The organism is Amycolatopsis endophytica, assembly GCF_013410405.1.
Lineage (GTDB): Bacteria > Actinomycetota > Actinomycetes > Mycobacteriales > Pseudonocardiaceae > Amycolatopsis_E > Amycolatopsis_E endophytica.
In genome coordinates, this window is the sequence record NZ_JACCFK010000001.1 from 2303944 (window position 1) to 2328312 (window position 24369).

Annotated in this window: 27 protein-coding genes; 15 read left to right on the forward strand and 12 right to left on the reverse strand. The window is 70.5% G+C overall.

Going from position 1 to position 24369, the window contains the following annotated elements; translation table 11 throughout:
- Positions 1–5 precede the first annotated feature (5 nt).
- The 6 genes from sp36 to HNR02_RS11490 are packed head-to-tail and all read left to right on the forward strand — an operon-like array spanning position 6 to position 4048.
- Positions 6–167, forward strand: coding sequence for a Sp36 family protein (gene sp36, locus HNR02_RS11465; RefSeq protein ID WP_179773144.1), 162 nt, complete (start codon positions 6–8; stop codon positions 165–167).
- The gene (locus HNR02_RS11470; protein WP_179773146.1) at positions 164–619 is read left to right on the forward strand and encodes a RidA family protein; all 456 of its coding nucleotides are present in this window, start codon (positions 164–166) and stop codon (positions 617–619) included. Before sp36 ends, HNR02_RS11470 begins: the two co-directional genes overlap by 4 nt.
- Complete coding sequence (locus HNR02_RS11475; protein WP_179773148.1) at positions 619–1239, forward strand: hypothetical protein; 621 nt, start codon at positions 619–621, stop codon at positions 1237–1239. The genes HNR02_RS11470 and HNR02_RS11475 overlap by 1 nt, the downstream gene beginning before the upstream one ends.
- A gap of 35 nt (positions 1240–1274) precedes the next feature.
- Positions 1275–2462, forward strand: a complete 1188-nt coding sequence (locus tag HNR02_RS11480; RefSeq protein ID WP_179775857.1) for a hypothetical protein — start codon at positions 1275–1277, stop codon at positions 2460–2462.
- Between the two features lie 54 nt (positions 2463–2516).
- Positions 2517–3281, forward strand: coding sequence for an NUDIX hydrolase (locus HNR02_RS11485; protein WP_179773149.1), 765 nt, complete (start codon positions 2517–2519; stop codon positions 3279–3281).
- Complete coding sequence (locus HNR02_RS11490) at positions 3278–4048, forward strand: MBL fold metallo-hydrolase (protein WP_179773151.1); 771 nt, start codon at positions 3278–3280, stop codon at positions 4046–4048. The genes HNR02_RS11485 and HNR02_RS11490 overlap by 4 nt, the downstream gene beginning before the upstream one ends.
- 1 nt (position 4049) lies before the next feature.
- Here HNR02_RS11490 and HNR02_RS11495 read toward each other — a convergent pair whose 3' ends face one another.
- From HNR02_RS11495 to HNR02_RS11505, 3 genes are all read right to left on the reverse strand, one after another.
- A complete protein-coding gene (locus tag HNR02_RS11495; protein ID WP_179773153.1) occupies positions 4050–5267 on the reverse strand; it encodes an MFS transporter in 1218 nt (405 codons plus the stop codon).
- Between the two features lie 356 nt (positions 5268–5623).
- Positions 5624–6298, reverse strand: coding sequence for a Crp/Fnr family transcriptional regulator (locus tag HNR02_RS11500; RefSeq protein WP_017985500.1), 675 nt, complete (start codon positions 6296–6298; stop codon positions 5624–5626).
- Between the two features lie 222 nt (positions 6299–6520).
- A complete protein-coding gene (locus HNR02_RS11505) occupies positions 6521–6772 on the reverse strand; it encodes a hypothetical protein (protein WP_179773155.1) in 252 nt (83 codons plus the stop codon).
- A gap of 199 nt (positions 6773–6971) precedes the next feature.
- On the opposite strand from HNR02_RS11505, the gene nth reads away from it, so the two are divergent.
- The 4 genes from nth to HNR02_RS11525 are packed head-to-tail and all read left to right on the forward strand — an operon-like array spanning position 6972 to position 10127.
- Positions 6972–7655 carry an endonuclease III gene (gene nth, locus HNR02_RS11510; RefSeq protein WP_179773156.1) on the forward strand — a complete coding sequence of 228 codons (684 nt, stop codon included), beginning with the start codon at positions 6972–6974 and terminating at the stop codon, positions 7653–7655.
- Entirely contained in the window at positions 7652–8242 is a 591-nt protein-coding gene (locus HNR02_RS11515) for a TlpA family protein disulfide reductase (protein ID WP_179773157.1), read from the forward strand. Before nth ends, HNR02_RS11515 begins: the two co-directional genes overlap by 4 nt.
- Positions 8239–8934, forward strand: a complete 696-nt coding sequence (locus HNR02_RS11520; RefSeq protein ID WP_179773159.1) for an NUDIX hydrolase — start codon at positions 8239–8241, stop codon at positions 8932–8934. Before HNR02_RS11515 ends, HNR02_RS11520 begins: the two co-directional genes overlap by 4 nt.
- Positions 8931–10127, forward strand: a complete 1197-nt coding sequence (locus HNR02_RS11525) for a MarP family serine protease (RefSeq protein ID WP_179773161.1) — start codon at positions 8931–8933, stop codon at positions 10125–10127. The genes HNR02_RS11520 and HNR02_RS11525 overlap by 4 nt, the downstream gene beginning before the upstream one ends.
- Positions 10128–10543: 416 nt before the next feature.
- Here the strand turns inward: HNR02_RS11525 and HNR02_RS11530 are convergent, their stop codons facing one another.
- From HNR02_RS11530 to nhaA, 3 genes are read right to left on the reverse strand one after another with little or no spacing between them, the layout of a single operon-like run.
- Positions 10544–11482, reverse strand: a complete 939-nt coding sequence (locus tag HNR02_RS11530; RefSeq protein ID WP_179773163.1) for an alpha/beta fold hydrolase — start codon at positions 11480–11482, stop codon at positions 10544–10546.
- A gap of 14 nt (positions 11483–11496) precedes the next feature.
- Complete coding sequence (locus HNR02_RS11535) at positions 11497–11979, reverse strand: phage holin family protein (RefSeq protein WP_179773165.1); 483 nt, start codon at positions 11977–11979, stop codon at positions 11497–11499.
- A 38-nt stretch (positions 11980–12017) separates the two neighbouring features.
- The gene (nhaA, locus tag HNR02_RS11540) at positions 12018–13208 is read right to left on the reverse strand and encodes a Na+/H+ antiporter NhaA (protein WP_179773166.1); all 1191 of its coding nucleotides are present in this window, start codon (positions 13206–13208) and stop codon (positions 12018–12020) included.
- A 157-nt stretch (positions 13209–13365) separates the two neighbouring features.
- On the opposite strand from nhaA, the gene HNR02_RS11545 reads away from it, so the two are divergent.
- Positions 13366–14823 (forward strand): peptide MFS transporter, encoded by a 1458-nt coding sequence (locus HNR02_RS11545; protein WP_179773167.1) that lies wholly within the window; start codon positions 13366–13368, stop codon positions 14821–14823.
- An 86-nt stretch (positions 14824–14909) separates the two neighbouring features.
- Entirely contained in the window at positions 14910–15281 is a 372-nt protein-coding gene (locus tag HNR02_RS11550) for a VOC family protein (protein ID WP_179773168.1), read from the forward strand.
- Between the two features lie 2 nt (positions 15282–15283).
- On the opposite strand, the gene HNR02_RS11555 is transcribed toward HNR02_RS11550, so the two are convergent.
- The 3 genes from HNR02_RS11555 to HNR02_RS11565 form a co-directional block, all read right to left on the reverse strand.
- Positions 15284–15982, reverse strand: a complete 699-nt coding sequence (locus HNR02_RS11555; RefSeq protein WP_179773170.1) for a helix-turn-helix transcriptional regulator — start codon at positions 15980–15982, stop codon at positions 15284–15286.
- A 37-nt stretch (positions 15983–16019) separates the two neighbouring features.
- Positions 16020–16745: a VIT1/CCC1 transporter family protein gene (locus HNR02_RS11560; RefSeq protein ID WP_179773172.1), complete on the reverse strand. Its 726-nt coding sequence runs from the start codon at positions 16743–16745 to the stop codon at positions 16020–16022.
- Positions 16746–16825: 80 nt separating this feature from the next.
- Complete coding sequence (locus HNR02_RS11565; protein ID WP_179773173.1) at positions 16826–17497, reverse strand: DUF2848 domain-containing protein; 672 nt, start codon at positions 17495–17497, stop codon at positions 16826–16828.
- 115 nt (positions 17498–17612) lie between these two features.
- On the opposite strand from HNR02_RS11565, the gene HNR02_RS11570 reads away from it, so the two are divergent.
- The gene (locus HNR02_RS11570; RefSeq protein WP_179773175.1) at positions 17613–18914 is read left to right on the forward strand and encodes an MFS transporter; all 1302 of its coding nucleotides are present in this window, start codon (positions 17613–17615) and stop codon (positions 18912–18914) included.
- Here HNR02_RS11570 and HNR02_RS11575 read toward each other — a convergent pair.
- A complete protein-coding gene (locus tag HNR02_RS11575; protein ID WP_179773176.1) occupies positions 18896–19546 on the reverse strand; it encodes a GntR family transcriptional regulator in 651 nt (216 codons plus the stop codon). The genes HNR02_RS11570 and HNR02_RS11575 overlap by 19 nt on opposite strands.
- Positions 19547–19667: 121 nt before the next feature.
- Entirely contained in the window at positions 19668–20102 is a 435-nt protein-coding gene (locus HNR02_RS11580; protein ID WP_179773178.1) for a DUF6319 family protein, read from the reverse strand.
- 447 nt (positions 20103–20549) lie between these two features.
- Here HNR02_RS11580 and HNR02_RS11585 point away from each other — a divergent pair, with 447 nt between their 5' ends.
- Together HNR02_RS11585 and HNR02_RS11590 are read left to right on the forward strand one after the other, a co-directional pair.
- The gene (locus HNR02_RS11585; RefSeq protein ID WP_179773179.1) at positions 20550–21377 is read left to right on the forward strand and encodes a protein-sorting L,D-transpeptidase LdtCP; all 828 of its coding nucleotides are present in this window, start codon (positions 20550–20552) and stop codon (positions 21375–21377) included.
- A gap of 134 nt (positions 21378–21511) precedes the next feature.
- Positions 21512–22255: a choice-of-anchor P domain-containing protein gene (locus tag HNR02_RS11590; protein WP_312860976.1), complete on the forward strand. Its 744-nt coding sequence runs from the start codon at positions 21512–21514 to the stop codon at positions 22253–22255.
- Between the two features lie 77 nt (positions 22256–22332).
- Here HNR02_RS11590 and acs read toward each other — a convergent pair whose 3' ends face one another.
- Positions 22333–24297: an acetate--CoA ligase gene (gene acs, locus HNR02_RS11595; RefSeq protein WP_179773182.1), complete on the reverse strand. Its 1965-nt coding sequence runs from the start codon at positions 24295–24297 to the stop codon at positions 22333–22335.
- Between the last annotated feature and the right edge of the window lie 72 nt (positions 24298–24369).

A 24369-nucleotide genomic window follows, 5' to 3' on the forward strand; every position in this document is an offset into this window, starting at 1 on the left:
CCCCCATGAGCGCCACCAAGTGGGAGTACGCCACGGTTCCGCTGCTGATCCACGCGACCAAGCAGATCCTCGACCAGTGGGGCGAGGACGGCTGGGAGCTGGTCACCGTGCTGCCGAACCCGAGCGGGGAGCAGCACGTCGCCTACCTCAAGCGGGTCAAATCGTGAGCTGGGGCGAGCGCCTGGCCGAACTCGGCATCGAGCTGCCGGACGTCGCGGCGCCGGTCGCGGCCTACGTGCCCGCCGTGCGCAGCGGTTCGCAGGTGTACACCTCGGGGCAGTTGCCGTTCGTCGACGGCCAGCTGGCCGCGACCGGCAAGGTCGGCGCCGAGGTGAGCCCCGAGGAGGCCAAGCGCTACGCCAGGACGGCGGCGCTGAACGCCATCGCGGCGGTCGACGCGCTGGTCGGTCTCGAATCGGTTGTCCGGATCGTGAAGGTCGTCGGGTTCGTGGCGTCCGCCGAGGGGTTCACCGGCCAGCCGGCCGTGATCAACGGCGCGTCCGAGCTCTTCGGCGAGATTTTCGGCGACGCGGGCGCGCACGCCCGCTCGGCGGTGGGTGTGGCCGAGTTGCCGCTGGGGGCACCGGTCGAGGTCGAACTGATTGTCGAGGTGAGCTGATGGACCCGGATATCGAGGCCGCATGCCACGAGCTGCTGCTGCGGCTGGCCGGGCGCATGCCCGACCGGCTGCTCTGGCGCTACCGCGACTGGCTGGGCGAGGGCGCGATGTCGACCTTGGCTCGAACGTTGCCGCGCACGCTGCTCAAGCACGACATCGATCTCGACCAGCCGGAGTATCGCCTGCTCGTGGCCGGGCTGGTGCCCCACGGCGCCGACTGGCACCAGGTGAGTTCGACCCTGGGGGTGGACGAGGTCGGCGAGAACCGGTACACATTCACCCCGAGTGCACCCGATCAGGTGAACTCGGTTGACTCGGTGTCCGCGCTCGTCCACGCCACCCTGCGGGGCCGGCCGGACGTCGGTGAAGTGCGGCAGAGCTGGCGTCAGCGCACGGGGGAGGAATCCAAGCGCGTGCTGTTGATCACGGCCCTGTCGGGGCTGCCGAGGCTGACCGGGGAGCTGCAGCGGGTCCTGCGGGTGCTGGGGGACGAGGAACCCAGCGTCGAGGTGCTGCCGCCGCGGTTCGAGCTGCCGGAGTACCACCACGCCGCACTGGCGAGTTCCGAGCTCGTCTGCGTCGGGGCGGTCGACACCGGGCACCGGCTCGTCGCCGCGTGACGGCACTCCTGCCGGAGCTGGAGGGAGAAGGTCAGATGGTGGACGTCCACGACGGAACAGCGGGCGACGGGTTCGCGGTGCCGTTGCGGCTGCACAACCTGTTGCTCGGGCTGGCGGGCCGGCTGGACGACAGCCTGCTGTCGGAGGCGCGTGAGCTGATCGCACGGGCGCGCCTCGACGAGGCGGCCGAGCTGACGACGGGCGCGTTGATCGCGGGCAGGCTGCCGGTGCGCGAGGCCGAACGGCACGAGCTGGCACTGGTGCTGGAGCTGACGCGGTCCGACGCGACGCTCGCCGACCAGCTGACGGTGAACGACCCGGAGGCCGAGACCGGCGTCCTGCACCGCTTCACCGGCGACAACCACCCCGAAAGCGGCGTTTCCGACGCGCTCGACCGCACCCTCCAGGTGCTGCCGGACCTGCGCTCGGTGCACGCGGTGTGGCGCAACACCCCGGCGGGCAGTGTGCCGGGGCCGCTGCCGCAGCGCGTCGTGCTCGTCGAGATCGGCCCGGAGGGCAACCCGCCCGCGGCGGCGTACCGCATCGACGCCGCGCTGCGGCGGGCCGGGATCCGGTCCGTCGTCGAGGTCACCGGCCCGACCACCGAGCGGTCCCGCTACCACGAGCAGGGCCTCACCGCGGCCACCGCGGTCTGGCTCTCCGGTGGGGCCGTGTCCTCGTCCGCTCCCACGGCGCCCGCGCAGCGCCAGGGAGGCTCCGGACGGCACGTGGCGCATGCCACGGTCGCCGCCGGAGACGAGCCCGAGGAGCCCGAACCTCAGGCGGAGGAACTGTCCCCCGCCGCCGACGTGACCGAAGACACCCCGGTCGACACTCCCGAGACCACCGACGTGGTCCAGCCGCCCAGCGGCCCCGGGCACATGTTCAAGCCGCGCGAGGAGGGCCCCGAGCCCAGCCGCGTGGAGAAGACCATGGACATGACCTCCGAGGAGGTCGCGCAGCTGCGCGCGGCCCTGGCCAAGGAGGACGGGGAAAAGCCGAAAGCCGTGGCCTCCGCGACGATCGGCCCCGGCGAAGTGATCGAGATCCCGGAACTCGACCTCAACGACCCGCAGCTGTCCGAGCGCGACCGCCAGCTCCTGCGTGAGCTGCACGCCGAGCTCGCCGAGCGGGAGCGTGCCGAGGCCGCCAAGGTGCGCGCGAACGGTTCGGGCCGCGCCGAGGACGACCCGCGCTGGGTGGACGGCTTCTCGGGCGCCTGACGAACCCGTATGTTGCCCCCTGTGGTGCAACTTGATTTTCGGATCCCGGGGAGCATGAACTTCTCCGTCGCGGAGCCTGCCGAACCGGCCGTGCCCCGCGACGCGGCGACGGTGCTGTTGTTGCGGGACGGTGCGGACGGGCTCGAGGTCTTCCTGCAGCGGCGCGTGTCCGCGATGGCGTTCGCGGCGGGCATGACGGTCTTCCCCGGCGGCGGGGTGGACCGGCGCGACGCGGACGCGACGATCGCCTGGGCGGGCCCGCCGGCCACTGACTGGGCGGGCTGGTTCAACGGCACCGAGCAGACCGCGCGCGCCCTCGTGTGCGCGGCCGTGCGGGAGACGTTCGAGGAGTCCGGCGTCCTGCTCGCCGGCACCGCCGACGAGGTCGTCACCGGCACCGCGCAGTACGCGGGCGCGAGGGAGGCGCTGGTCTCGCGGGAGCTGTCGCTCGCCGGGTTCCTGGCCCGTGAAGGGCTCACCCTCCGCTCGGACCTGCTGCGCCCGTGGGCGCACTGGATCACGCCGGTGCAGGAGAAGCGCCGCTACGACACCAGGTTCTTCGCCGCGATCCTGCCCGCGGGCCAGGACGCCGACGGCAAGACGACCGAGGCCGAGTCGTCCGGCTGGCAGCGCCCGGTGGACGCGCTCGCCGACGCCGAGGCAGGCCGCAGCATGCTGATGCCGCCGACTTGGCACACCCTCACCGAGCTGGCCTCCTTCGGCACCGCCGCCGAGGCGCTGGCCACCGAGCGCACGGTCGAGGCGATCATCCCGAAGCTGATCCGCGAGGGCGACGAGATCCGGGTGGTCGTGGAATGACACACCCCGCCTACGAAGTGCGCCGCGAGGTCTCGCCGACGGCGTCGGTGGTCTTGGAGAACAACCCGTCCACGATGACGCTGGACGGCACGAACACCTGGATCCTGGGGGCGCCGGGCGCGCGCGAGTGCGTGATCGTCGACCCCGGCTACCGGGACCTGGACCACCTGACGCTGCTGACCCAGCAGGGCCCGGTCGCGCTGATCCTGCTGACCCACCACCACCCCGACCACACCGAGGGCGCACCGTGGCTGGCCGAGCAGGTCCAGGCCCCGGTGCGGGCGCTCGACGCCGCGCTGTGCCGCGATGCCGCGCCGTTCGCCGACGGCGACGTGATCTCCGCCGCCGGGCTCGACATCGAGGTCGTGCACACCCCCGGCCACACCGCCGACTCGGTCTGCTTCCGGGTCGGCGACCAGGTGCTGACGGGCGACACGATCCTGGGCCGCGGCACGACGGTGCTGACCGACCTCGGCGCCTACCTGGACACGCTGCGGAAGCTGATCGAACTGCCGTCCGGGCTGCTCGCGCTGCCCGGGCACGGCCCGGAACTCGCCGACGTGCAGGTGGTCGCGCAGGAGTACCTCGACCACCGCGAACAGCGGCTCGACCAGGTCCGCAAGGCGCTGGAGACGCTCGGCCCGGACGCCACCGCGCGGCAGGTGGTCGAGATCGTCTACGCCGACGTCGACAAGGCGCTGTGGACCCCGGCCGAGCACAGCGTCAACGCCCAGCTGCAGTACCTGCGCTCCACCCGGACGCGGTGATCTAGGAGACGAGGACCTGCTCGCGCGGTGCCTTGACGGTGCCGCGCAGCAGGAACACCACCGCGGCGATCACCAGGGCGGCGCCGGTCGCCGCGAGGAAGGCCGTCGACGGGCCGGAGTGCTCGACCAGGTAGCCGCTCACCGACTGCCCGAAGGCCAGGCCCAGCGTCACCGCGGTGAGCACCCAGCCGAACGCCTCGGCGGCGGTGCCCTTCGGTGCCACGAGCTCGATCGCCGTCGAGTGCGTCGCCGACTGCGGGGTGATCAGGGCGCCCGCCGCGAGCATCGCCAGCGCCAGGCCCCACAGCGTCGACGGCCACGCCAGCAGTGCGACGAGGGCACCGAACCCGGCCAGCAACAGCGGCAGGCGCAGCGGCATCTCGCGCGGCCACGGGCGGAGGCTGTAGGCCACGCCGAACGCGACCGAGCTGACGGACCACACCGACAGCAGCACCCCGCCCAGCGCCGGTTTACCGGCCTCCGTGGCCGCGGCGGGCACGGCGACCTCGACGAACCCGATCACGACGCCGAATCCGAGCGCGGCCAGCGCGAGCGTCCGCATGCCGGGGCTGCTCAGCGCGCCCAGCAGCGAGCGGTGCGTCGCGCCCGCCGGTCCCCACGCCCGCACGGCCGGGCTCAGCGCGAACAACACCGCACCGGCCACCATGCACGCGCCGCCCGCGACCATGCCGGTGCCCGGCCACGGCGCGGCGACCAGCAGGCCCGCGACGCCGGGGCCGAGGATGAAGAAGACCTCCATGCTGATGGCTTCGTAGGCGAACGCGGCGTTGCGTGCGTTCTCGTCCGGCACCAGCCGCCCCCACAACGCCCGCGATGCCGACCCCACCATCGGCTCGGTGATACCGATGCCGAAGGACAGCAGCACGAGCAGCGGCGTTGCGGCGTGTGCTTCGATCGCGAGTGAGAGCGTGACGAGGATCACCGCGAACATCGCGGCGGTCGCCAGCAGCGGGCGCGTCGGGCCGAAGCGGTCGATCAGCCTGCCCTGCAGCACCGATCCCACGGACACCCCGACCAGCGAACTCGCCGACACCAGCCCCGCTACCGCGAACGAACCCATCTCCTGCTGCACGTAGAGCAGCGCGGACAACCCGATCATCGCGATCGGCAGGCGCGCCAGGATGGACGCGGCCATCGGACGGGTCGCGCCCGGTGTGGTCAGGGCAGCACGGTAGTCGGCAAGAGAGGTCTGGGACACGCGTACCAGTATGCACGATTTTGGTACGTCGGTACCAGTAATTTCGGCCTCAGGTCACGGTCGCGTAACGGTCGGAAACTTTTCCCCGAACCGGCGCAACGAACCCGCAACGGGGACGTCTGTGAGGGTGAACGGTCTTGAACTTCGGGGTACAGGCCGTGGCAAGGTTGACAGAAACACAATGCTCCCTCCGGCGAAGGGTCGGGGCCGGAACCGGAGGGCGGGGAGCGCGGTCTGTCGGGGGATGGCCCGCGCAACACAAAAGAACCGGTGCGCCACGTCGGGGGTGGCGCCCGGTTCTTTTGTTGTTTTCTGAGTGTGGTGGCCCGCGTGGCGGGCGGGCTTGGGTTGCCCCCTCACCTGGCCCGTCGGGCGAGGCGTTCCGGGTCCAGGATCAGGACGCTCTTGCCTTCCAGGCGCAGCCAGCCGCGGTGCGCGAAGTCCGCCAGAGCCTTGTTCACGGTCTCCCGCGAGGCGCCCACGTACTGCGCGATCTCCTCCTGCGTCAGGTCGTGCGTGACCCGCAGGATGCCCGCCTCCTGGCTGCCGAACCGCTGCGCCAGCTGCAGCAGCGCACGCGCCACGCGGCCGGGCACGTCGGTGAAGATCAGTTCCGCGACCATGTTGTTGGTCCGGCGCAGCCTGCGGGCGATGACCCGCAGCAGCTGCTCGGCGATCTCCGGCCGGTTCGCGATCCACTTCCGCAGCGAAGGCCGGTCCATCGACACGGCCCGCACCTCGGTGACCGTCGTCGCGGTCGAGGTGCGCGGGCCCGGGTCGAAGATCGACAACTCGCCGAACATGTCCGAGGGCCCGGCGATCCACAGCAGGTTCTCCCGGCCGTCGGCCGACTTGCGGCCGATCTTCACCTTGCCGGACAGGATGATGTACAGCTTGTCGCCGGGCTCGCCCTCGGAGAAGATCACATGACCCCGCGGGAACTCCACGGTCTCCAGGGTCTGGGCGAGCGCCTCAGCCGCGGCCGGCTCCACCCCCTGGAAGATGCCCGCCCGGGCCAGGGTCTCGTCCACCTCGTGCCTCCTCGTCGGTGGCGCCACGTTGTCCCGCGAGCCGGGGCGTGTCGCCGATCACTTGCGTGCAGTCTAGGCCGTTCGGACCAGATCGCCTCAGGGCACGCCGACGACAGGCCGATCACCGCCCGGCCGGGCGAGGGCGATCTCGCTCCGACTGAACACGATAACTCTCGCTGAATCGGTCGAGGTCAGTGGGCCTGGGGTGGGCCCGGGCAGGGGTCAGCGACGGGACCTGCGCGGGCGCAGCTTGGCGGCCCGGCCACCCAGCCTGCGCAGGCGGAACAGCTCCAGCGCGCGGCCGATGCCGTGCCCGTAGAGCGCCCTGACCTCGTTCGGCCGGGCCTGCTCCAGGAACTCCTCGACCTCTTCCTCCTGGACCGCGACGTGGCGCAGACGGTTCTCCACCCGTTCCATCGCCAGCGCGAAGAACATCATCACGAGTGGCACCGCTACTACGAACCAGACAGTCATCGGTTCTGAATCCTCGCTCATCACGGGTTCGGGGTGGTGCAGGGGTCCGGCGTGTCGGCTTCCGTAGGCTAGCGGCGTGCCGAATGCGTCTCGTGTCAGCCCCCGTAGGAGCGCCGTGGCGCGAAGCGCTTCCGCTGAGGGTGGGGGCGGGCGACGGGTGGGCGAGAGCCGCCTCGCACTGGTCAGACGTGCGCGCCGGATGCTTCGTTGCCTCGACGCGGCGTATCCCGACGCACACTGTGAGCTCGACTTCACCACGCCGCTGGAGCTGCTGATCGCCGTCGTGCTGTCGGCCCAGACCACGGACGTGCGCGTCAACGAGGTGACCCCGGCGCTGTTCGCCCGCTACCGCACGGCGGCCGACTACGCGGGCGCGAACCGGACGGAGATGGAGGAACTGATCCGCCCGACCGGCTTCTACCGCGCCAAGACCAATTCGCTGCTGGGGCTGGGCGCGGCCCTGGTGGAGCGCTTCGACGGTGAGGTGCCGAAGAAGCTCGACGACCTCGTCACGCTGCCCGGGGTCGGCCGCAAGACCGCCAACGTCGTGCTCGGCAACGCCTTCGACGTGCCCGGCATCACGGTCGACACCCACTTCGGCCGCCTGGTGCGCCGCTGGGGCTGGACCGAGGAGGAGGACCCGGTCAAGGTCGAGCACGCGGTCGGCGAGCTGATTCCCCGCAAGGAGTGGACAATGCTCTCGCACCGGGTGATCTTCCACGGCCGCCGTGTCTGCCACGCCCGCAAACCGGCGTGCGGCGCGTGCCCGCTCGCCCGCGACTGCCCCTCCTACGGCGCGGGCCCCACCGAGTTCGAGGAGGCCGCCAAGCTGGTCAAGGGCGCGGAGCGGGACCACCTGCTGGCGATGGTGACGCAGCGGTGACGACGGCGACCAAGTGGGCGCTCGCCGTGGGGGTGCTGGTGCTGGCGGCGATCGTCGCGGTGCTGCCGCAGCTCCGCTCGACCGATCCGGCGGGCACGCCCGATCTGACCGCGGCACGTGCCACCGCCGCGCTGGCCGCGTGCCCGTCCGGCACCGGCGAGGTCGGGCCACTGGCCGGTGTCACCGCCGAATGCCTCGGCGACGGGTCGAGCGTCGACCTGGGCAGCGCGCTCGCCGGGCAGGTCACGCTGGTCAACGTGTGGGCCACCTGGTGCGAGCCGTGCCGCACCGAACTGCCCGTGCTGCAGCGGTACGCCGCCGAGCCGGGGGCCGCGCGGGTGCTGACCGTGCAGGTCCAGAGCAAACCGGACGACGGCCTCGACCTGCTGGCCGACCTCGGGGTGCAGCTGCCGACCGTGTTCGACGGTGACGGCATGAGCGGACCGGTGCGCTCCGCGCTGAAGGTGCCGCCCGCGCTGCCCGCGTCGTACCTGGTGACCGCCGGCGGACAGGTCCGGTTCGTCGACGCGCCGCGGACCTTCACCGACCCCGCGCAGGTCCGCGATGTCGTGGCGAGGCTGTCGTGAAGGGCCCGCTCGTCGATCCGGCGTCGGTGCCGGACTGGTTGCGCCCGCTGGTCGAGATCAGCGGAGACCTGGATTCGAGCGCGTTCACCCGCTTCTCCGCGCCCGAGGACGAGTTCACCCGCGCTGCGTCCGTGCTGATCCTGTTCGGTGAGACCGGGCACGGGCCGGACGTCCTGCTGCTGCGCCGCGCCGACACCCTCGGATCGCACGCCGGGCAGGTCGCCTTCCCCGGCGGCGGCGCGGACCCGGACGACGCCGACGCCGTCGCGACCGCGTTGCGCGAAGCCGAGGAGGAGACCGGCGTCGACCCGGTCGGCGTGCGACCCGTCGCGGTGCTGCCGGAGCTGTTCATCCCGGTGTCGAGGTTCGCGGTGACACCGGTGCTCGCCCACTGGCACCGGCCCTCACCGGTGCACGCCGTCGACCCCGGGGAGACCGCGGCGGTGGCGCGGGTCCCGCTGGCCGACCTGGTCGACCCGGCCAACCGGTTCCAGGTGCGCAAGTCCGGCACGGGGTACCGGGGCCCGGCGTTCACCGTCAACGGCATGTTCGTGTGGGGCTTCACCGCGGGGCTGCTCACCGTGCTGCTCGAACTGGGCGGCTGGGCACGTGAGTGGGATCGCGGCGACGTCCGCGATCTTGACGTAGCGTTGCGCGATCATCTGCTCGCGACCACTGAGGAGACGCGGTGAACTGGGTCGACGTGCTGGTCGTTCTGCTGGCGCTGCTGGCGGCCGTCTCCGGGGCGCGGCAGGGTGTGGTGATCGCGTTGCCCGCGCTGGTCGGGGTGATCGCCGGCGCGATCATCGGGATCCGGATCGCGCCGTGGGTCGTCGAGCTGTTCGACAACCCCGCCGCCAAGGTGGCCTTCGCCGTCGCGACGGTGGTGTTCCTGGTGGCGCTCGGCGAAACGCTGGGCGTGTGGCTGGGCAGGCGGTTCAAGTACGCCGTCAAGCGGCGGGTCAACACCGACAAGCTGACCGGCATCGACCAGACCCTCGGCGCCATCGTGCAGGCCGTGGTGGTGTTCGTGGTCGCGTGGCTGATCGCGGTGCCGCTGACCGGTGTCGCCGCGCTGCCCGGCCTGGCGCGGGCGATCAACAACTCGACGGTGCTCGGCACGGTCGACAAGGCGATGCCGCCGGTGGCCGAGAGCCTGCCCAGCGATCTGCGTCAGCTGCTCGACGTCTCCGGGTTCCCGTCCATTGTGGACCCGTTCCAGAAGACGCAGATCAACGACACCGCGCCGCCCGACACGACACTGCAGGACAGCGCCGTCGTGCAGCAGTTGCAGGACAGCGTGCTCAAGATCCGCGGCACCGCGGAGTCGTGCTCGCGGACGCTGGAAGGCAGTGGTTTCGTCGTGGCGCCGCAGCGGGTGATGACCAACGCGCACGTGGTGGCGGGCACGGAGACGACGGCCGTCGAAACGTCGTCCGGGCGTCTGCCCGCGCGGGTCGTGTACTTCGACCCGCAGGTCGACGTCGCGGTGCTCGCGGTGCCCCGCCTGGAAGCGACACCGCTGACGCTGGCCAGTCAGGCGGCGGAGCCCGGCGACAGCGCGATCGTGCTGGGCTACCCGCTGGACGGGCCCTACCGTGCCACGCCCGCCCGGATCCGGAACGAGATCACGTTGCAGGGGCCGGACATCTACGACTCGCGCACGGTGCGGCGGGACGTGTACACGGTGCGTGCGCAGGTTCGCAGCGGGAACTCGGGCGGGCCGTTGGTCGATCCGTCCGGGCAGGTGGTCGGCGTGGTGTTCGGGGCGTCCGTCGAGGATGCCGATACCGGGTTCACGTTGACCGGGAAACAGGTGCGGTCCGTTGTCGAGGACGCGCCGGCGCTGAGTGCGCGGGTTTCTACTGGGGCTTGCGCGGCTTGATGCCGCGAGTCCCACGCTCCCGTCGGTGAGTTCTGCGTTCGTGGGCGCTACGCGCGTTTCTGCGCTACGCGGGTATCTCGGGCGCCGGGCTTCGCTTCGCTACGCCCCGGCGCCTGGGCGCTGGCGCGCCCGGCGGGTTGGGCCTGCCGAACCCGATCTTTCAGTGTCTTTGGCGGCCGAGCAGACGCGTCAAGGCGGGAAAGCGTGCCTTGACCCGCCTGATCGGCCGCCAAAGCTGGCTGGGGATCGGGTTGCGGGAGAGGGCTGGTTCGGGGGGTGGGCGCGGTGCGATGCCGGGTGGCGGTTGGCGAGCCTGGGGGCCGGGGTGCTGAGTGTGGGACTCGCCCGCGGGACGGTGGGACTCGCCGAGAGCCTGCGCGAGTTCCACGTTCCCGGGCGCGAACTCTGCGTTCGGTCTACGGTTTGGCGAGGAAGCTCGTCAGGGTCTTGGTGGTTTCGTCGGGGGCTTCGAGGTGGGGGAAGTGCCCGATGCCCGGCAGCTCCTCGAACGCCGAGTGCGGGCCTCGCCAAGGGGCGGACGCCTGGGCGGTCGACGTCAGGATGCAGGGGTCCGCGCTGCCGTGGATCTGCAGCACCGGGGCCTCCACCCGGGTGCCGACCGCGTTGACGAAACGTCGGCCCTCGCCGCGGAACTGGGCCCGGAACGCCCACCGGTAGTACTCGAGCGCGCTGTGGGCGACGCCGGGGATCTGCATGGCCTGCCGGAACATGGCGGCGCTCGTGTCGAAGTCCGGCGTCGACGTCCACCGCGGGCCTGCCCAGGCGCGCAGCAGTGCCTCCACGTTGGCGGCGTCGTCCTCGGTCAGCCAGCGTTCCGGCGTCATCGGCACCTGGAAGCGGAACAGGTGGCCGAGCGCGCGGGTCTGGTTCGACCGCTTGCGCCGGAAACCCGTGTGGGCGATCGCGGTGCGCAGGGCCAGTGGGTGCGCGCCGCCGAGGACGCTCACCGATGCGACGATCCGGGGGTGCAGCGCGGCCGCCGTCCAGGCCAGCAGTCCGCCCCAAGCGTGGCCCACCAGGTGCGCCTGCCGCTCGCCCAGCGCCCGGACCAGGCCGGCGACGTCACCAGCCAGCGTCCAGGCGTCGTAACCCCGTGGCGGCTTGTCCGAATCGCCGTAGCCACGCAGATCGGCCGCGACCACGTGGTAACCCGCGTCGGCGAGGGCGGTGAGCTGGTGCCGCCAGGTCCACCAGAACTGCCCGAAACCGTGCAGGAGCAGCACCATCGGCCCGTGACCGGCCTCGGCGACGTGCAGCCGGATGCCGTTCGCGGACACGTCGCGATGCGCCCAGGGCCCGTCGATCCGGACGAGGGACGGGTCGGGCGGCATCACGGTCGCGGTGCGGTTCAGCTGTGTTCGGGAACGGTGTCGCGGCGCGGTTTCAGCGCCGCGGCGGTGTCCTTCACGCTGGTGATCGTGCGTTCCGGCGCGCGGATCTTCTTGACCTTGCGGTAGCCGAGCAGCCCGAGCAGGCCCGCGACCACCAGCATCAGCAGGAACACGATGCCGAACGCGGCCCACCGCTTGAGCCACTCGGACAGCAGTTCGCCGAGGAAGAAAAAGAAGAAGAACGAGCTGTAGAGCCCGATCACCCCCGCGGCGATGAAGAAGACGCTGCCCTTGAGACCCTTCTTGACCTCACCCGTCACCTCGGACTTGGCCAGCTCGACCTCGGCCCTGACCAGGGTGGACAGGTGCTGGGTCGCCTGGCCGACGAGGCTCCCGACCGACTGACCGTCCGAGGCGGACCCGGCTTCGTCGCTCAGCGGGATGTACGGCACGGCCCCGAGGCCCTCCCGACCATTGCGTTCGTGCTCCTGGCTGCTCACGGGGGTCATCGTGCCAGAAGACCCGCCAGGTGGCTCGGTTAGTCCTCCGACGCGGCGTGTACCTTGTTCCGCCGCAGCAGCACGGCCGCGCCCATCAGCGAGCAGGCGGCCGACGCCAGCAGCACCGACATGCGCGCCAGATCACTCGTCTCGCCCGTCAGCGCCAGGTCCGCGATCAGCAACGCCACCGTGAACCCGACCCCGCCGAGCAGCGACAACGCCGCGATGTCCCGCCAGCCGACGCCGCTCGGCTTCTCCGCGAGCCGCAACTTGACCGCCGCGAAGCACGCACCGAAGATGCCGACCGCCTTGCCCACGACCAGTCCGGCGAACACCGCGAGGGGCACCGGCTCGGTGAACACCCTGCCGAGCGAGCCGCCGCTGACCGAGATCCCGGCGGCGAAGAGCGCGAACACCGGCACGGCGACGGCCGCCGACCACGGTTGCAACCGGTGCTCCAGCCGGATCGCCGGCGCCTCCTCCTCGCCCTCGTCCGGACGCACGCGCGTGAGCAGGCCCAGCGCGACGCCCGCGATCGTGGCGTGCACGCCGGCCGAGTGGACCGCGACCCACACCACGACCGCGAGCGGCACGTAGATCCACGCCGTGCGCACCCGCCTGTGCTGCAGGAAGGCGTACAGCGCGAGCCCCGCCACCGCGACCAGCGCCGCCACCAGGTCGAACCCGCTGGTGAACAGCACCGCGATGAGGATGATCGCGCCCAGGTCGTCGACCACGGCCAGGGAGAGCAGGAACACCCGGGCGCTGCCCGGCAGGTTCGACGCGGTGAGCGCGAGCACCCCGAGCGCGAACGCGATGTCGGTCGCGGTCGGGATCGCCCACGCCCGCTCCATGCCGTCCGCGCCGCCACCGACGGCGAGGGCGACCAGCGCGGGCACGACCATGCCGCCGGCCGCCGCGACGATCGGCAGAATCGCCTTCTTGGGCCGCGACAGCTCGCCGACCACCAGTTCGCGTTTCAGTTCCAGTCCGGCGACGAAGAAGAACAGCGCCAGCAGGCCGTCCTTGGCCCAGTCGCCGACGGACAGGTCGAGGTGCAGCAGGTGCGGGCCGATCTCGAAGTCCCGCACCACGCGGTAGGACTCGGCGATCGGCGAGTTGGCCCAGATCAGGGCGAGGGCGGTGGCGGCGAGCAGGATCATGCCGCCGGTGGTCTCGGTGCGCAGGTACCGCACGAATTCGGCGGCAGGATTGCGGGGCTGACCCACGGGCGCTTCCTCCAGGAACGGTCGGATCGAGTCTTGCCGACCAGACTTCCCGGCGCACCTGGGACCATCGTACCTTACGGGCCGGTAACATGATCCCCTGCAAGAGGCATATCATGTCGGTCGCCAACGTTGTCTAGACCATAAGAAGGCTGCGGCAGTGACGACCTCCACCGAGGCGAAGCGGGACACCCGGTTCTTCGGGCACCCGATCGGGCTCGCGAACCTGTTCGGCGTCGAGATGTGGGAACGCTTCTCGTACTACGGGATGCTCGGCATCCTGCCGATCTACCTCTACTACTCGGTCGCCGAAGGCGGCCTCGCGATGCCGGAGGCCACCGCCACCAGCATCGTCGGGGCCTACGGCGGTCTCGTGTACCTGTCCACCATTCTCGGCGCGTGGGTCTCCGACCGCCTGCTCGGTTCCGAGCGCACGCTGTTCTTCAGCGCGGTGCTCATCATGATCGGGCACATCAGCCTCGCGTTGCTGCCCGGATTCCTCGGAATCGGGATCGGCCTGGCGTGCGTCGCGATCGGCAGCGGCGGGTTGAAGGGCAATGCCACCGCGGTCGTCGGCACGCTCTACGGCGAGAAGGACGAGCGCCGCGACGCCGGTTTCACGATCTTCTACATGGGCGTCAACCTGGGCGGGTTCGTCGGGCCGCTGCTGACCGGGCTCGCGCAGAGCGAGGTCGGCTTCCACCTCGGGTTCGGCCTCGCCGCGATCGGCATGGCGATCGGGCTGGTCCAGTACACGATCTTCCGCCGCAACCTGCCCGACACCGCGCGCGAGGTGCCCAACCCGCTGCCGTCGCGGCAGCTGCCCGCCGCGGGCGGGGTCCTGGTGGTGCTCGCGGTCGTGATCGTGGTGGCCTTGCTGACCGGGATCGTCACCGCGGCCAACCTGTCCGATGTCGTGGTCTGGATCGTCGGCATCGCCTCGGTCGTCTACTTCGCGGTGATCCTGACCAGCCGCAAGATCACCGCGATCGAGCGTCGCCGGGTGCTGTCGTTCATCCCGATGTTCATCGCGAGCGCCGCGTTCTTCGCGCTGTACCAGCAGCAGTTCACCGTCGTGGCGATCTACTCCGACCAGCGGCTGGACCGCAACCTGTTCGGCTGGGAGATGCCGGTGAGCTGGGTGCAGTCGATCAACCCGGTGTTCATCCTGGTGCTGTCGCCGATCATCGCCGCGATCTGGATCAAGCTGGCCGACCGGCAGCCGTCGACGCCGATCAAGTTCGCGCTCGGCACGTCGATCATGGGTGTGGCGTTCCTGCTGTTCCTGTTCTTCGCGGGCGGCACCGGCAACAGCACCCCGCTGCTCGCGCTGGTCGGGATCCTGCTGGTGTTCACGGTCGCGGAGCTGATGCTGTCGCCGGTCGGGTTGTCGCTGTCGACGAAGCTGGCGCCGGAGAAGTTCCGCACGCAGATGGTCGCGCTGAACTTCCTGTCGGTGTCGCTGGGCACCGCGCTGTCGGGCTCGCTGGCCGAGTACTACGGCACCGACCACGAGGGCTTCTACTTCGGGATCGTCGGCGCCGTGGCCGTCGTCATCGGCGTCCTGCTGGCCCTGATCAGCCCCTTCGTGCGGAAACTCATGTCGGGCGTTCGCTAGGAAACACCGACAGGGGGGTGTCGCCGCCGCCCGCCAGTCTGGGTGTCGAGCCGGGACGGTCCCGGCTCGACACCAAGGAGGCGGGCATGCCCGGATTCAACGGCATCGGCTGGTTCGAGGTCGGCACGGACGACCCGGAGGCCGCGGAGCGGTTCTACGCCGAGGTGTTCGGCTGGACGGTCGAGCACGACGACACCAAGAGCACCGACCCGGCGTACCGGATCTTCACCACCGGCGACGGGCAACGCGGGGGCCTGTTCGACACCAAGGGCGCGATGCCCGGTTACGCCGTTTTCACGGTGCTGGTCGAGGACGTCGACGAAGCCTGCCGCCGCGCCGAGGAGGCGGGCGGCAAGGTGCAGCGTGCGCCGCAGGTCAACCCGGTGGGCGTGACCTTCGCGCACCTGCTCGACCCGGCCGGCAACCATTTCGCGGTGTTCCGGCCGCCGCTGGGCTGAGGTCAGTCCAGGCTGAGCCGCCGGATCGGCCCGTACGGGATGTCGAGGTCGTCTTCGGACAGCGGGCGCGGCGCGGGCACCTCGGCCGTCACGGCGACCGAGGTGATCCGGTCGGTGCGGAAGGCGCGCAGGGCGTCACGCAGACGGCACCAGGCCACGAGGTACCAGTGCGCCTCCTTGCCGACGTAACCGAGCGGCTCGACCTCCCGCAGGGTCACCGCGCCCCCGCGATCGCTGTAGCCGATGCGCAGGACGCGGCGGGTGGCCAGCGCGTCGATCACCATGCGCGGGACCGGTGGCTCGCGGTCGGCGTCGGTGAGCAGGTGGATCCGGCCTGCCAGCTCGCGGGCCGCGGTGGCGTCGTCGTTCTGCATCGCCGCGACGAGCTTGCGCAGCGCCGAAGCGGCGGTGGTGCGAAACGGCGTGCCCTCCAGCCGCTGCAACGCCACCGCCATCGCGACCGCCTCGTCCGGTGTGAGGTTGACCGGCGGCAGCGTGCGGGCCTTGTCCAGGCAGTAGCCGCCCGTGCGGCCGGGTTCGGCGTAGACCGGCACGCCGGACTGCTGCAGCGCGCTGATGTCCCGCTCCACCGTGCGGACGCTGACCTCGAACCGCCCGGCCAGCCAGCGCGCGCTGCGCGGACGCGGCGCGACGGCCCTGAGCTCCTCGACCAGGGCGTAGAGGCGGTCGGTGCGGTTCACCCCGGCGATGTTAGCCGCGGGGTAGGACAGGAACCGGTCACGTGGCGATGCCGAACAGCGCGCCGACGTAGTAGGTGACCAGCATCGTCAGCGCCCCCACCCCGACGTTGCGGATCACCGCGCGGCGCGTGCCCGCGCCGCCCAGCCGGGCGCTGGTGTAGCCGGTCAGCGCCAGACCGGCCACGACCGCGATGACGCACGACCACACCCGCCACGACGTGGGTGGCAGCGCGATCGCGAGCAGCGGGATGAGCGCCCCGGCGGAGAACGAGACGAACGACGCCCACGCGGCCTGCCACGGACTGGTCAGATCGTCCGGGTCGATGCCGAGTTCGGCCTCGGCGTGTGCCGCGAGGGCGTCCTTCTGCGACAGCTCATGGGCGACCTGCTCGGCCAGCTCCCGCGACAGGCCGCGGTTCTCGTAGATGTCGGCGAGTTCGCGTTCCTCCGCCTCGGGCATCGTCTTCAGCTCGTGCTTTTCGAGCTTGAGCGCGGCCTGTTCGGTATCGCGCTGGGTGCTCACCGAAACGTATTCCCCGCCCGCCATGGAAAGCGCACCGGCGACCAGCCCCGCTATTCCGGCCATCAGGATCGCACCGTGATCCGTGGTGGCCCCGGCGACGCCGACGACGAGCCCGGCGACCGACACGATCCCGTCGTTGGCGCCGAGAACCCCGGCACGCAGCCAGTTCAGCCTGCTGCCCAGGCTCTCGCGATGGGGTTCGTGCGGATGCGCCTCGGTGGCGTCCCTGGTTTCGGTCACCCCGTCATTGAAGCATTCCGCGGCGCATTTCCCGCATTAACTGAGGCTTGCCTGAATCGCGCCAAGGTCCCGGTTTTCCGTCAGCCGATCGCCTCCGGAAGACGCCGCACGCGGTACGCCGCCTCGATCGTGTCCCCGGTCTTCGGATCGCCCAGTTCCACGCGCCACTCGCCGGCGAACTGGTTCACGCCCGGCACCATCGGGATCGTGCCCGAGATCAGCACGACGCCGGGCTCGGCGAGACCGCGCTCGCGCAGCACGTCCAGCCAGTGCCGCGGCGTCAGCAGCTCCGCGAGGGTGCCGTCCTGGATCAGTTCGCCGTCGGCCCACGCGCGCAGCGTCAGCGAGTCCAGCCGGTCTTCGACGTCGTCCAGCCGCCACGCCTTGCGGCCCAGCACGTCCGGTGCCGCGTTCTTGCTCCAGGCCACCCCGTGCACTTCGAGCTCCCGGTCGGTGTGGTCGCAGGCGACGGTGAGCAGGACGCCCTCCGCGGTGATCACCAGGGCCCACTCCGCCTCGCCCGACGTGCGGTCGTGCTGTGCGGGCACCTCGTCGGTCTGCGCGGCCAGGTACGGCGCCACCGGGTAGAGCGCCGGCGTCACCTTGGGGGCCGGGACACCCAGCTCGGCCAGTTCGGCGACGTGCGCGGCGATGTCGGCCTGGTCACGGCCCGCGTACCCGGCGTTGAGCAGGGTCGTCACCTCTGTGGTCACCGCCGTGCCGTCGGGCAGGTTGAAACGCAGCGTCGGCATGTCGTCCTCCGTAATTTCGGGTAACCCAGTTCTTACCTGCGAGGGCTTGCGCATGCAGGCTGTATACAACGAGTATTACCGCATCAGGGCCACCGAAGAGATCAGGATGTGAGCAATGACCTCGGTAACGCCGACCGTCGACCGTGGGTCGCTGCGCCGTGCCTTCCTGGCGAGCCTGTCCGGCACGTCACTGGAGTGGTACGACTTCGCCGCGTACTCCGTGGCCGCCGCCACCGTGTTCGGGCACCAGTTCTTCCCGGCAGGCGATCCGCTGGTCAGCACGATGGCCGCGTTCTCCACCTACGCCGTCGGTTACCTCTCCCGCCCGCTCGGCGGCTTCGTGTTCGGGCGTCTCGGTGACGTGATCGGCCGTAAACGCGTCCTGGTCATCACCCTGCTGCTCACCGGCACCGCCACCTTCCTCATCGGTGTCCTGCCCACGCACGCAGCCATCGGCGGAATGGCCGCGGTGCTGCTGGTGCTGCTGCGGTTCGCGCAGGGTGTGGGCATCGGCGGCGAATGGGGCGGCGCGGTGCTGCTCTCCAGCGAGTTCGGCGAACCGGGCAAACGCGGGTTCTGGGCGTCGGCGGCGCAGATCGGCCCGCCCGCGGGCAACCTGCTGGCCAACGGCGTGCTGGCGCTGCTGTCGCTGCTGCTCACCGAGGCCCAGTTCGAGTCGTGGGGCTGGCGTGTCGCGTTCCTGCTGTCCGCCGCGCTCGTCGGGTTCGGGCTGTGGATCCGGCTCAAGCTGGAGGAGACACCGGTCTTCAAGCGCCTCGCGGAAACCGGTGACCGGGCCAGCGCGCCCATCTCCGAGGTCTTCAAGTACGAGCGCCGCGCGCTGCTCGCCGCGATCTTCGTGCGGGTCTGCCCGGACGTGCTGTACGCGTTGTTCACCGTCTTCGTCCTGACCTACATGACCCAGGAGCTGGACATGTCGCGGGGCCAGGGCCTGGCCGCCGTCATGATCGGGTCCGCGTGCCAGCTCGTGCTGATGCCCGCGTTCGGCGCGCTGTCGGACCGCATGAACCGGCGCCGCCTCTACCTGATCGCCACCATCGCCGCCGCGATCTGGCCGTTCGTGTTCTTCCCGATGGTCGCCGGGCGCTCGTTCGGCCTGCTGCTGGTCGGGATCGTGATCGCGCTGGTCATCCACGCGGCGCTGTACGGCCCGCAGGCCGCACTGGTCACCGAGCAGTTCACCGAGCGCCTGCGCTACACCGGCAGCTCGCTCGCCTACACGCTCGCCGGAGTGATCGGTGGCGCGATCGCGCCGCTGCTGTTCACCTCGCTGCTGGCCGGTTTCGACAGCTGGGTGGCGCTCGCGCTGTACGTGGTGGTGACCGCGGTGGTCAGCGTCGTCGGCGTGGCGCTGGCGCGCGAGGCACGGGACGAGATTCAGGTCGTCGAGAGCTGATGCCGCAGCGTCCGCGCGTGGTGGTCGTCGATGGCGGCGAGTGCCGCCTCGACCTCGCCGTCGGCCAGCGCGGTCACGATCGCTTCGTGTTCGCGGATCACCTCTGCGTGCCGGGTGCCCGATCGCCGCAGCGCGACGAGACCGGCCCGGACCTGCCTGGCGCGCAGCGCGACGTAGGTCCGGCTCAACATGGCGTTGCCCGCGGCCTCGACGAGCAGTGTGTGGAAGTGGGCGTCGAGCTCGATGAACTCCTTGGCCGACGCCGGATCGTCACAGCGCGACTGCTGTTCGAGGACCTCCTGCATGGCCCGCCACGGCACCGTTCCGGTGGCCAGCACCTGCTCGGCGGCGAATCGTTCCAGCAGCCCGCGCAGCTGGACCAGGTCCCGCAGGTCGCGTCCGGTCAGCGGGGCGATGTAGGCGCCGCGGTTGGGCACCAGCTGGACCAGTTCCTCGGCCGCGAGCTGCAGCAGCGCTTCCCGCACCGGTGTGCGTGAGACGCCGACGTGCTCGGCGATCTCCTGCTCGCTGATGAACCCGCCTTCGGCGTCCGGGTCGGCGAGCACGGTGTTCTTCAGGTAGTCGTAGGCTTTCGCGCGCCCGGACCGCGCGGGCCTGCTCGTCGACGACATCCGCGCTTACCTCCATACACGTTGTATACGGATGGTACGCGGAACGTGTCCGGGCAAGAAGAACGCCGGGGCGGATGCCTGATCGAGGGACATCCACCCCGGCGCGTCCGGGGGTGACGGGTCAGCCGTCGAGTTCGGCCAGCGCCTGCTTGGCCTGCTCCAGCTCGGCCTCCAGCGCGGCGACCTTGGCCTTCTGCTGTTCGACCGCGGCGTTGATCACCTCGTCGATCGGCGCGGACAGCTCCTCGTGCAGCTCCTTGGCGGCGCGGGACACGGCGGCGGCCGGGATTTTCAGCCCCTGTGCGACCCACTTCGAGCCGTGCTTGAGCTCGGCCTGCCACTCGCCGTCGGCGGTGCCGGTGACGGTCAGGGTCAGCTCCACGGTGCGGGTCTTCTTCGCGGCGGCGCTCTTCGGGCGGCCGCGCTTGGGCTTGACCTCTTCGGTCTCGGCGGGAGCGGGGGCGGGAGCGGGAGCGGCGGCGGAGTCGTCGGCGACCGGTGCCGGCGTGGCGGGGGTGTCCTGCTCCTGCGGGGTGGTCGTGGTGTCCAAGCTCATCGGTGCTGCGGTCTCCCTCTCGTGGGGTCCGGCTACGTCGACCCAGATTCTAGAACAGGCGTTCGATAGCCGCTCGCTGGGGTGTCCGCCGATTGTCCCCTGTTACCTACTTGCAGGTACCCCGGGGTGGTCGTGGGAAGGCCCCGCCAGTACGCTGCCGCCATCACCCGCTCGGGTGAAGAAGCGATGTCGCTCGATGGGGGTACTCGACAGTGGCGTTACTGATTCCTACTCGATCGGGTGTATCTCAGGTTTTGCGGCGAGCTGGGCAAATGCAGTGTTTGCCCAGCTCTCCCTCATCGATCCCCGTCGCCCGAAGGTTTGATCACCTAGGGGGCTCCTGATAGCAATGAGGCCCCAGGGCGCACCTGCGGTGCCGCATGTCTTCGGGGGAGACGGCCTTGGTGATGAATTCTTGTCCGATGTAGGTCCTCAAGGATTGTGGTAATGCGCATGACGTGCAGCTCGCGCGTGCAGAAGGCTTCCGCGCGCCGCGGCAGGCTCCCGGTGCGGCTCCTCGCCGTCGCCGGGGTCTCGACTCTGGCTCTGCTGACCGGAGCGTGCTCCGGCGACGAAGACGGTGTGAAACCCGCGGCGGTGAGCCAGGAAGACCTGACCCAGCTGCCGGAGGCGACGACGTTCGCCACGGTCGCGAACGCCCCGCTCGACCCGCAGGCATCCGGCGGTGCGACCGGCGGCCGCGTGATCCATCCCAACGCCGACGTCGTCGTGTACGACTCCGTTGGGGGCAAAGCGATCGCGAAGCTCCCCGCGATCCAGATGGGATCGCCGACGTGGGTCCCAGTGGTCGCCGAGCAGGGCGACTGGGCTCAGATCCTGTTGCCCACCAGGCCCAACGCCGCCTCCGGCTGGGTCCACCTCAGCGAGGGCGTCGCCGAGTCCGCGCAGAACGACTACGTGGTCAATGTGGACCGTGCCGCGTTCAGCCTGGAAATCCTCGAAAACGGCTCGTCCAAGGGAAAGTGGACGATCGGCACCGGCAAGGCCGAGCACCCGACCCCGGCGGGCCGGGCGTACATCATCGCCTCGATCGAGGAAACGAAGAACACCTACAGCCCGATCGTGCTGCCGCTGAGCTACCACTCCGACTCGCTGGAGACCTTCGGCGGCGGTCCGGGCACGGTGGGCCTGCACACCTGGCCCAACAACAGTTTCTCCGGGGAAGCCAACAGCGACGGGTGCATCCGCGTCCCGTCCGAGGCCCTCGACGAGCTGGTCAAACTTCCGCTCGGCACGATCGTGAACATCACGTGACGGCCTGAGCCTCCCCTGGTCACCGGCGGGCTGGAATGCGCAACGGGGGGTCCGCCGGCGATGCGTTTCCGCATTTCCATTTCACGAAAGGGAATTCCTTGTCTCGAAAGAAGGCTGTGGCCGGCGGTGTCGGCGTGCTCGCGACCGCACTCGCCACCTCGGTGCTGCTCGCGCCGACGGCCGGTGCGACCACGACCACGACGACCTCGGACGGCGTGAACTCCGCCTACGCGATCGCCGCCAAGGGCCTGCTCGGGATCGACCCGAGCCCCTACGTCACTGACGAAGAGGGCTTTTCCCAGGAGTCGCTGGCGAAGCTGAACGTCCCGGGCCTGGCGCAACTGCACCTGCTCAACGCCTCCGCGGGTGCGGGCCAGGCGCGTGCCAGCGTCGCCGACGTCAACGTCGGCCTCGGCGTGGGCAAGCCGCTGCTGGCCGCGTCGGCCATCGAAACGGAGTGCGACGGCAGCGAGGGCAGCTCCTCACTGGCCAAGGCGAAGATCGGTGACATCACCCTCGACGTCAAGGCGCCGACCAACACCACGGTCGCCGTGCCGGGCCTGCTCTCGGTGGTCCTGAACAAGCAGGTCAAGAAGGACGACGGCACGCTCACCGTCACCGCGATCTCGATCAAGATCGACCACCTCCAGACCCTGGACATCGCGTCGGTCACCTGCGCGCCGGGCGAGGACGACGGCGACGACGACACCACCCCGACCACGGAGCCGACCGCGACGAGCACGAAGTCGAGCGCTCCGTCCACGACGAAGAGCAGCTCGGGCGGCGGCGCCGGCTCGGGCGCGGGCGACAAGGCCGACGCCAACGGCAAGGCCCCGCGGCCGACGCCGGTGAAGGCCCACCTGGACGTCACCCACTGATCGCGCTTCTCCCCGGGTTCCCATGACGAGGGGCCTGCACCGATCGCGGTGCAGGCCCCTCGTTCGTGCCCGGGGTGTCAGTCCTCCTTACCGGACTGCAGGCCGCTGGAGATCAGCTCCATGACACTGGAGTCGGCCAGCGTGGTGACGTCACCGATCTGACGGTTCTCGGCCACGTCACGCAGCAGACGGCGCATGATCTTGCCGGATCGGGTCTTCGGCAGCTCGGGCACGACCATGATCTGCCGCGGCTTGGCGATCGGACCGATCTCCTTGGCGACGTGGTTGCGCAGCTCCTGCACCGCCTCGTCCCCACCCTCGGCCGCGGAGCCGCGCAGGATCACGAACGCGACGATGCCCTGCCCGGTGGTCGGATCGGACGCGCCGACCACCGCGGCCTCGGCCACGGTCGGGTGCGACACGAGAGCGCTTTCCACCTCCGTGGTGGAGATCCGGTGGCCGGAGACGTTCATGACGTCGTCGACGCGGCCCAGCAGCCAGATGTCGCCGTCGTTGTCGTACTTCGCGCCGTCGCCCGCGAAGTAGTACCCCTGGTCGCTGAAACGGGACCAGTAGGTTTCGCGGAAGCGCTCGTCGTCGCCCCAGATGCCACGCAGCATCGACGGCCACGGCTTGTCCAGCACGAGGTAACCGCCGCCGCCCTTGCCGACCTCGGTCGCGGTGTCGTCGACGACCTTCGCCGAGATGCCGGGCAGCGGACGCTGCGCCGACCCCGGCTTGGTCGAGGTGACACCGGGCAGCGGCGAGATCATGATCGAGCCGGTCTCGGTCTGCCACCACGTGTCCACGACCGGGGTCCTGCCCGCGCCGATGTGCTCGCGGTACCAGACCCATGCCTCGGGGTTGATCGGCTCACCGACGCTGCCCAGCACACGCAGGCTCGACAGGTCGTACTTGGCCGGAATGTCCTCGCCCCACTTCATGAACGTGCGGATCAGCGTGGGGGCGGTGTAGTAGATGGACACCTTGTGGTTCTGGATGATCTCCCAGTGCCGTCCCTCGTGCGGGGTGTTCGGCGTGCCCTCGTAAACCACCTGGGTGGCGCGGTTGGACAGCGGTCCGTACACGATGTAGGAGTGCCCGGTCACCCAGCCGATATCGGCGGTGCACCAGTAGACGTCCTCACCCGGCTTGTGGTCGAACACCGTGTGGTGGGTGTAGGAGGTCTGGGTCAGGTAGCCGCCCGAGGTGTGCAGGATGCCCTTCGGCCTCCCGGTGGTGCCGCTGGTGTAGAGGATGAACAGCGGGTGCTCGGAGTCGAACGCCTCGGGGGTGTGCTCGGCGGAGGCGCCGTCGACCAGTTCGTGCCACCACACGTCGCGCTCGCCCATCGGCACGTCGTCGCCGGTGCGGCGCACGACGATGACCTTCTCGACGCTCGCGGCGCCGTCGAGGGCCTCGTCGACGTTGGTCTTCATCGGCGCGGCCTTGCCACGGCGGTACTGCCCGTCGGAGGTGATCACGACCTTGGCCTCGGCGTCGTCCACCCGCGACCGCAGCGCCGCCGGGGAGAAACCGCCGAAGACGACGGAGTGCATCGCGCCCAGCCGCGCGCACGCCAGCATCGCCACGATCGCCTCGGGGATCATCGGCAGCTGGATCGCGATCCGGTCGCCCGAGGTGACACCGAGTGAGATCAGCGCGTTGGCGGCCTTCGACACCTCGTCCTTGAGCTGGGCGTAGGTGATGTCACGGGTGTCGCCGGGCTCGCCGACCCAGTGGATCGCGACCTGGTCACCGTGCCCGGACTCGACGTGCCGGTCCACGCAGTTGTAGGCGACGTTGAGCTTGCCACCGACGAACCACTTCGCGACGGGCGCGCCGGACCAGTCCAGAACCTGCGACCACTTGGTGTCCCAGTGCAACCGCTCGGCCTGCTCGGCCCAGAACGCTTCGCGGTCGGCGTCCGCCTTGGCGTACCAATCGGCCTTCGCGTTGGCCTGCGCCGCGAACTCGTCGCTCGGCGGGAACGTCCGGTTCTCGGTGAGCAGGTTGTCCAGCGCGGGGGACTGCTCTGTCATGGTGCACGGCCTCCTGAATCCACTCATCTCTGGCTGACGCCGGATGCACGGTAGCGACGTTAGCCCCCGTGA

Coding starts and splice junctions, on each gene's coding strand:
- HNR02_RS11550 (WP_179773168.1), top strand. CDS start 14,910: ATGCCCGGATTCAACGGCATCGGCTGGTTCGAGGTCGGCACGGACGAC.
- HNR02_RS11585 (WP_179773179.1), top strand. CDS start 20,550: ATGCGCATGACGTGCAGCTCGCGCGTGCAGAAGGCTTCCGCGCGCCGC.
- HNR02_RS11480 (WP_179775857.1), top strand. CDS start 1,275: ATGGTGGACGTCCACGACGGAACAGCGGGCGACGGGTTCGCGGTGCCG.
- HNR02_RS11490 (WP_179773151.1), top strand. CDS start 3,278: ATGACACACCCCGCCTACGAAGTGCGCCGCGAGGTCTCGCCGACGGCG.
- sp36 (WP_179773144.1), top strand. CDS start 6: ATGAGCGCCACCAAGTGGGAGTACGCCACGGTTCCGCTGCTGATCCAC.
- HNR02_RS11580 (WP_179773178.1), bottom strand. CDS start 20,102: ATGAGCTTGGACACCACGACCACCCCGCAGGAGCAGGACACCCCCGCC.
- HNR02_RS11565 (WP_179773173.1), bottom strand. CDS start 17,497: ATGCCGACGCTGCGTTTCAACCTGCCCGACGGCACGGCGGTGACCACA.
- HNR02_RS11570 (WP_179773175.1), top strand. CDS start 17,613: ATGACCTCGGTAACGCCGACCGTCGACCGTGGGTCGCTGCGCCGTGCC.
- HNR02_RS11475 (WP_179773148.1), top strand. CDS start 619: ATGGACCCGGATATCGAGGCCGCATGCCACGAGCTGCTGCTGCGGCTG.
- HNR02_RS11575 (WP_179773176.1), bottom strand. CDS start 19,546: ATGTCGTCGACGAGCAGGCCCGCGCGGTCCGGGCGCGCGAAAGCCTAC.
- HNR02_RS11505 (WP_179773155.1), bottom strand. CDS start 6,772: ATGACTGTCTGGTTCGTAGTAGCGGTGCCACTCGTGATGATGTTCTTC.
- HNR02_RS11485 (WP_179773149.1), top strand. CDS start 2,517: ATGAACTTCTCCGTCGCGGAGCCTGCCGAACCGGCCGTGCCCCGCGAC.
- acs (WP_179773182.1), bottom strand. CDS start 24,297: ATGACAGAGCAGTCCCCCGCGCTGGACAACCTGCTCACCGAGAACCGG.
- nth (WP_179773156.1), top strand. CDS start 6,972: ATGCTTCGTTGCCTCGACGCGGCGTATCCCGACGCACACTGTGAGCTC.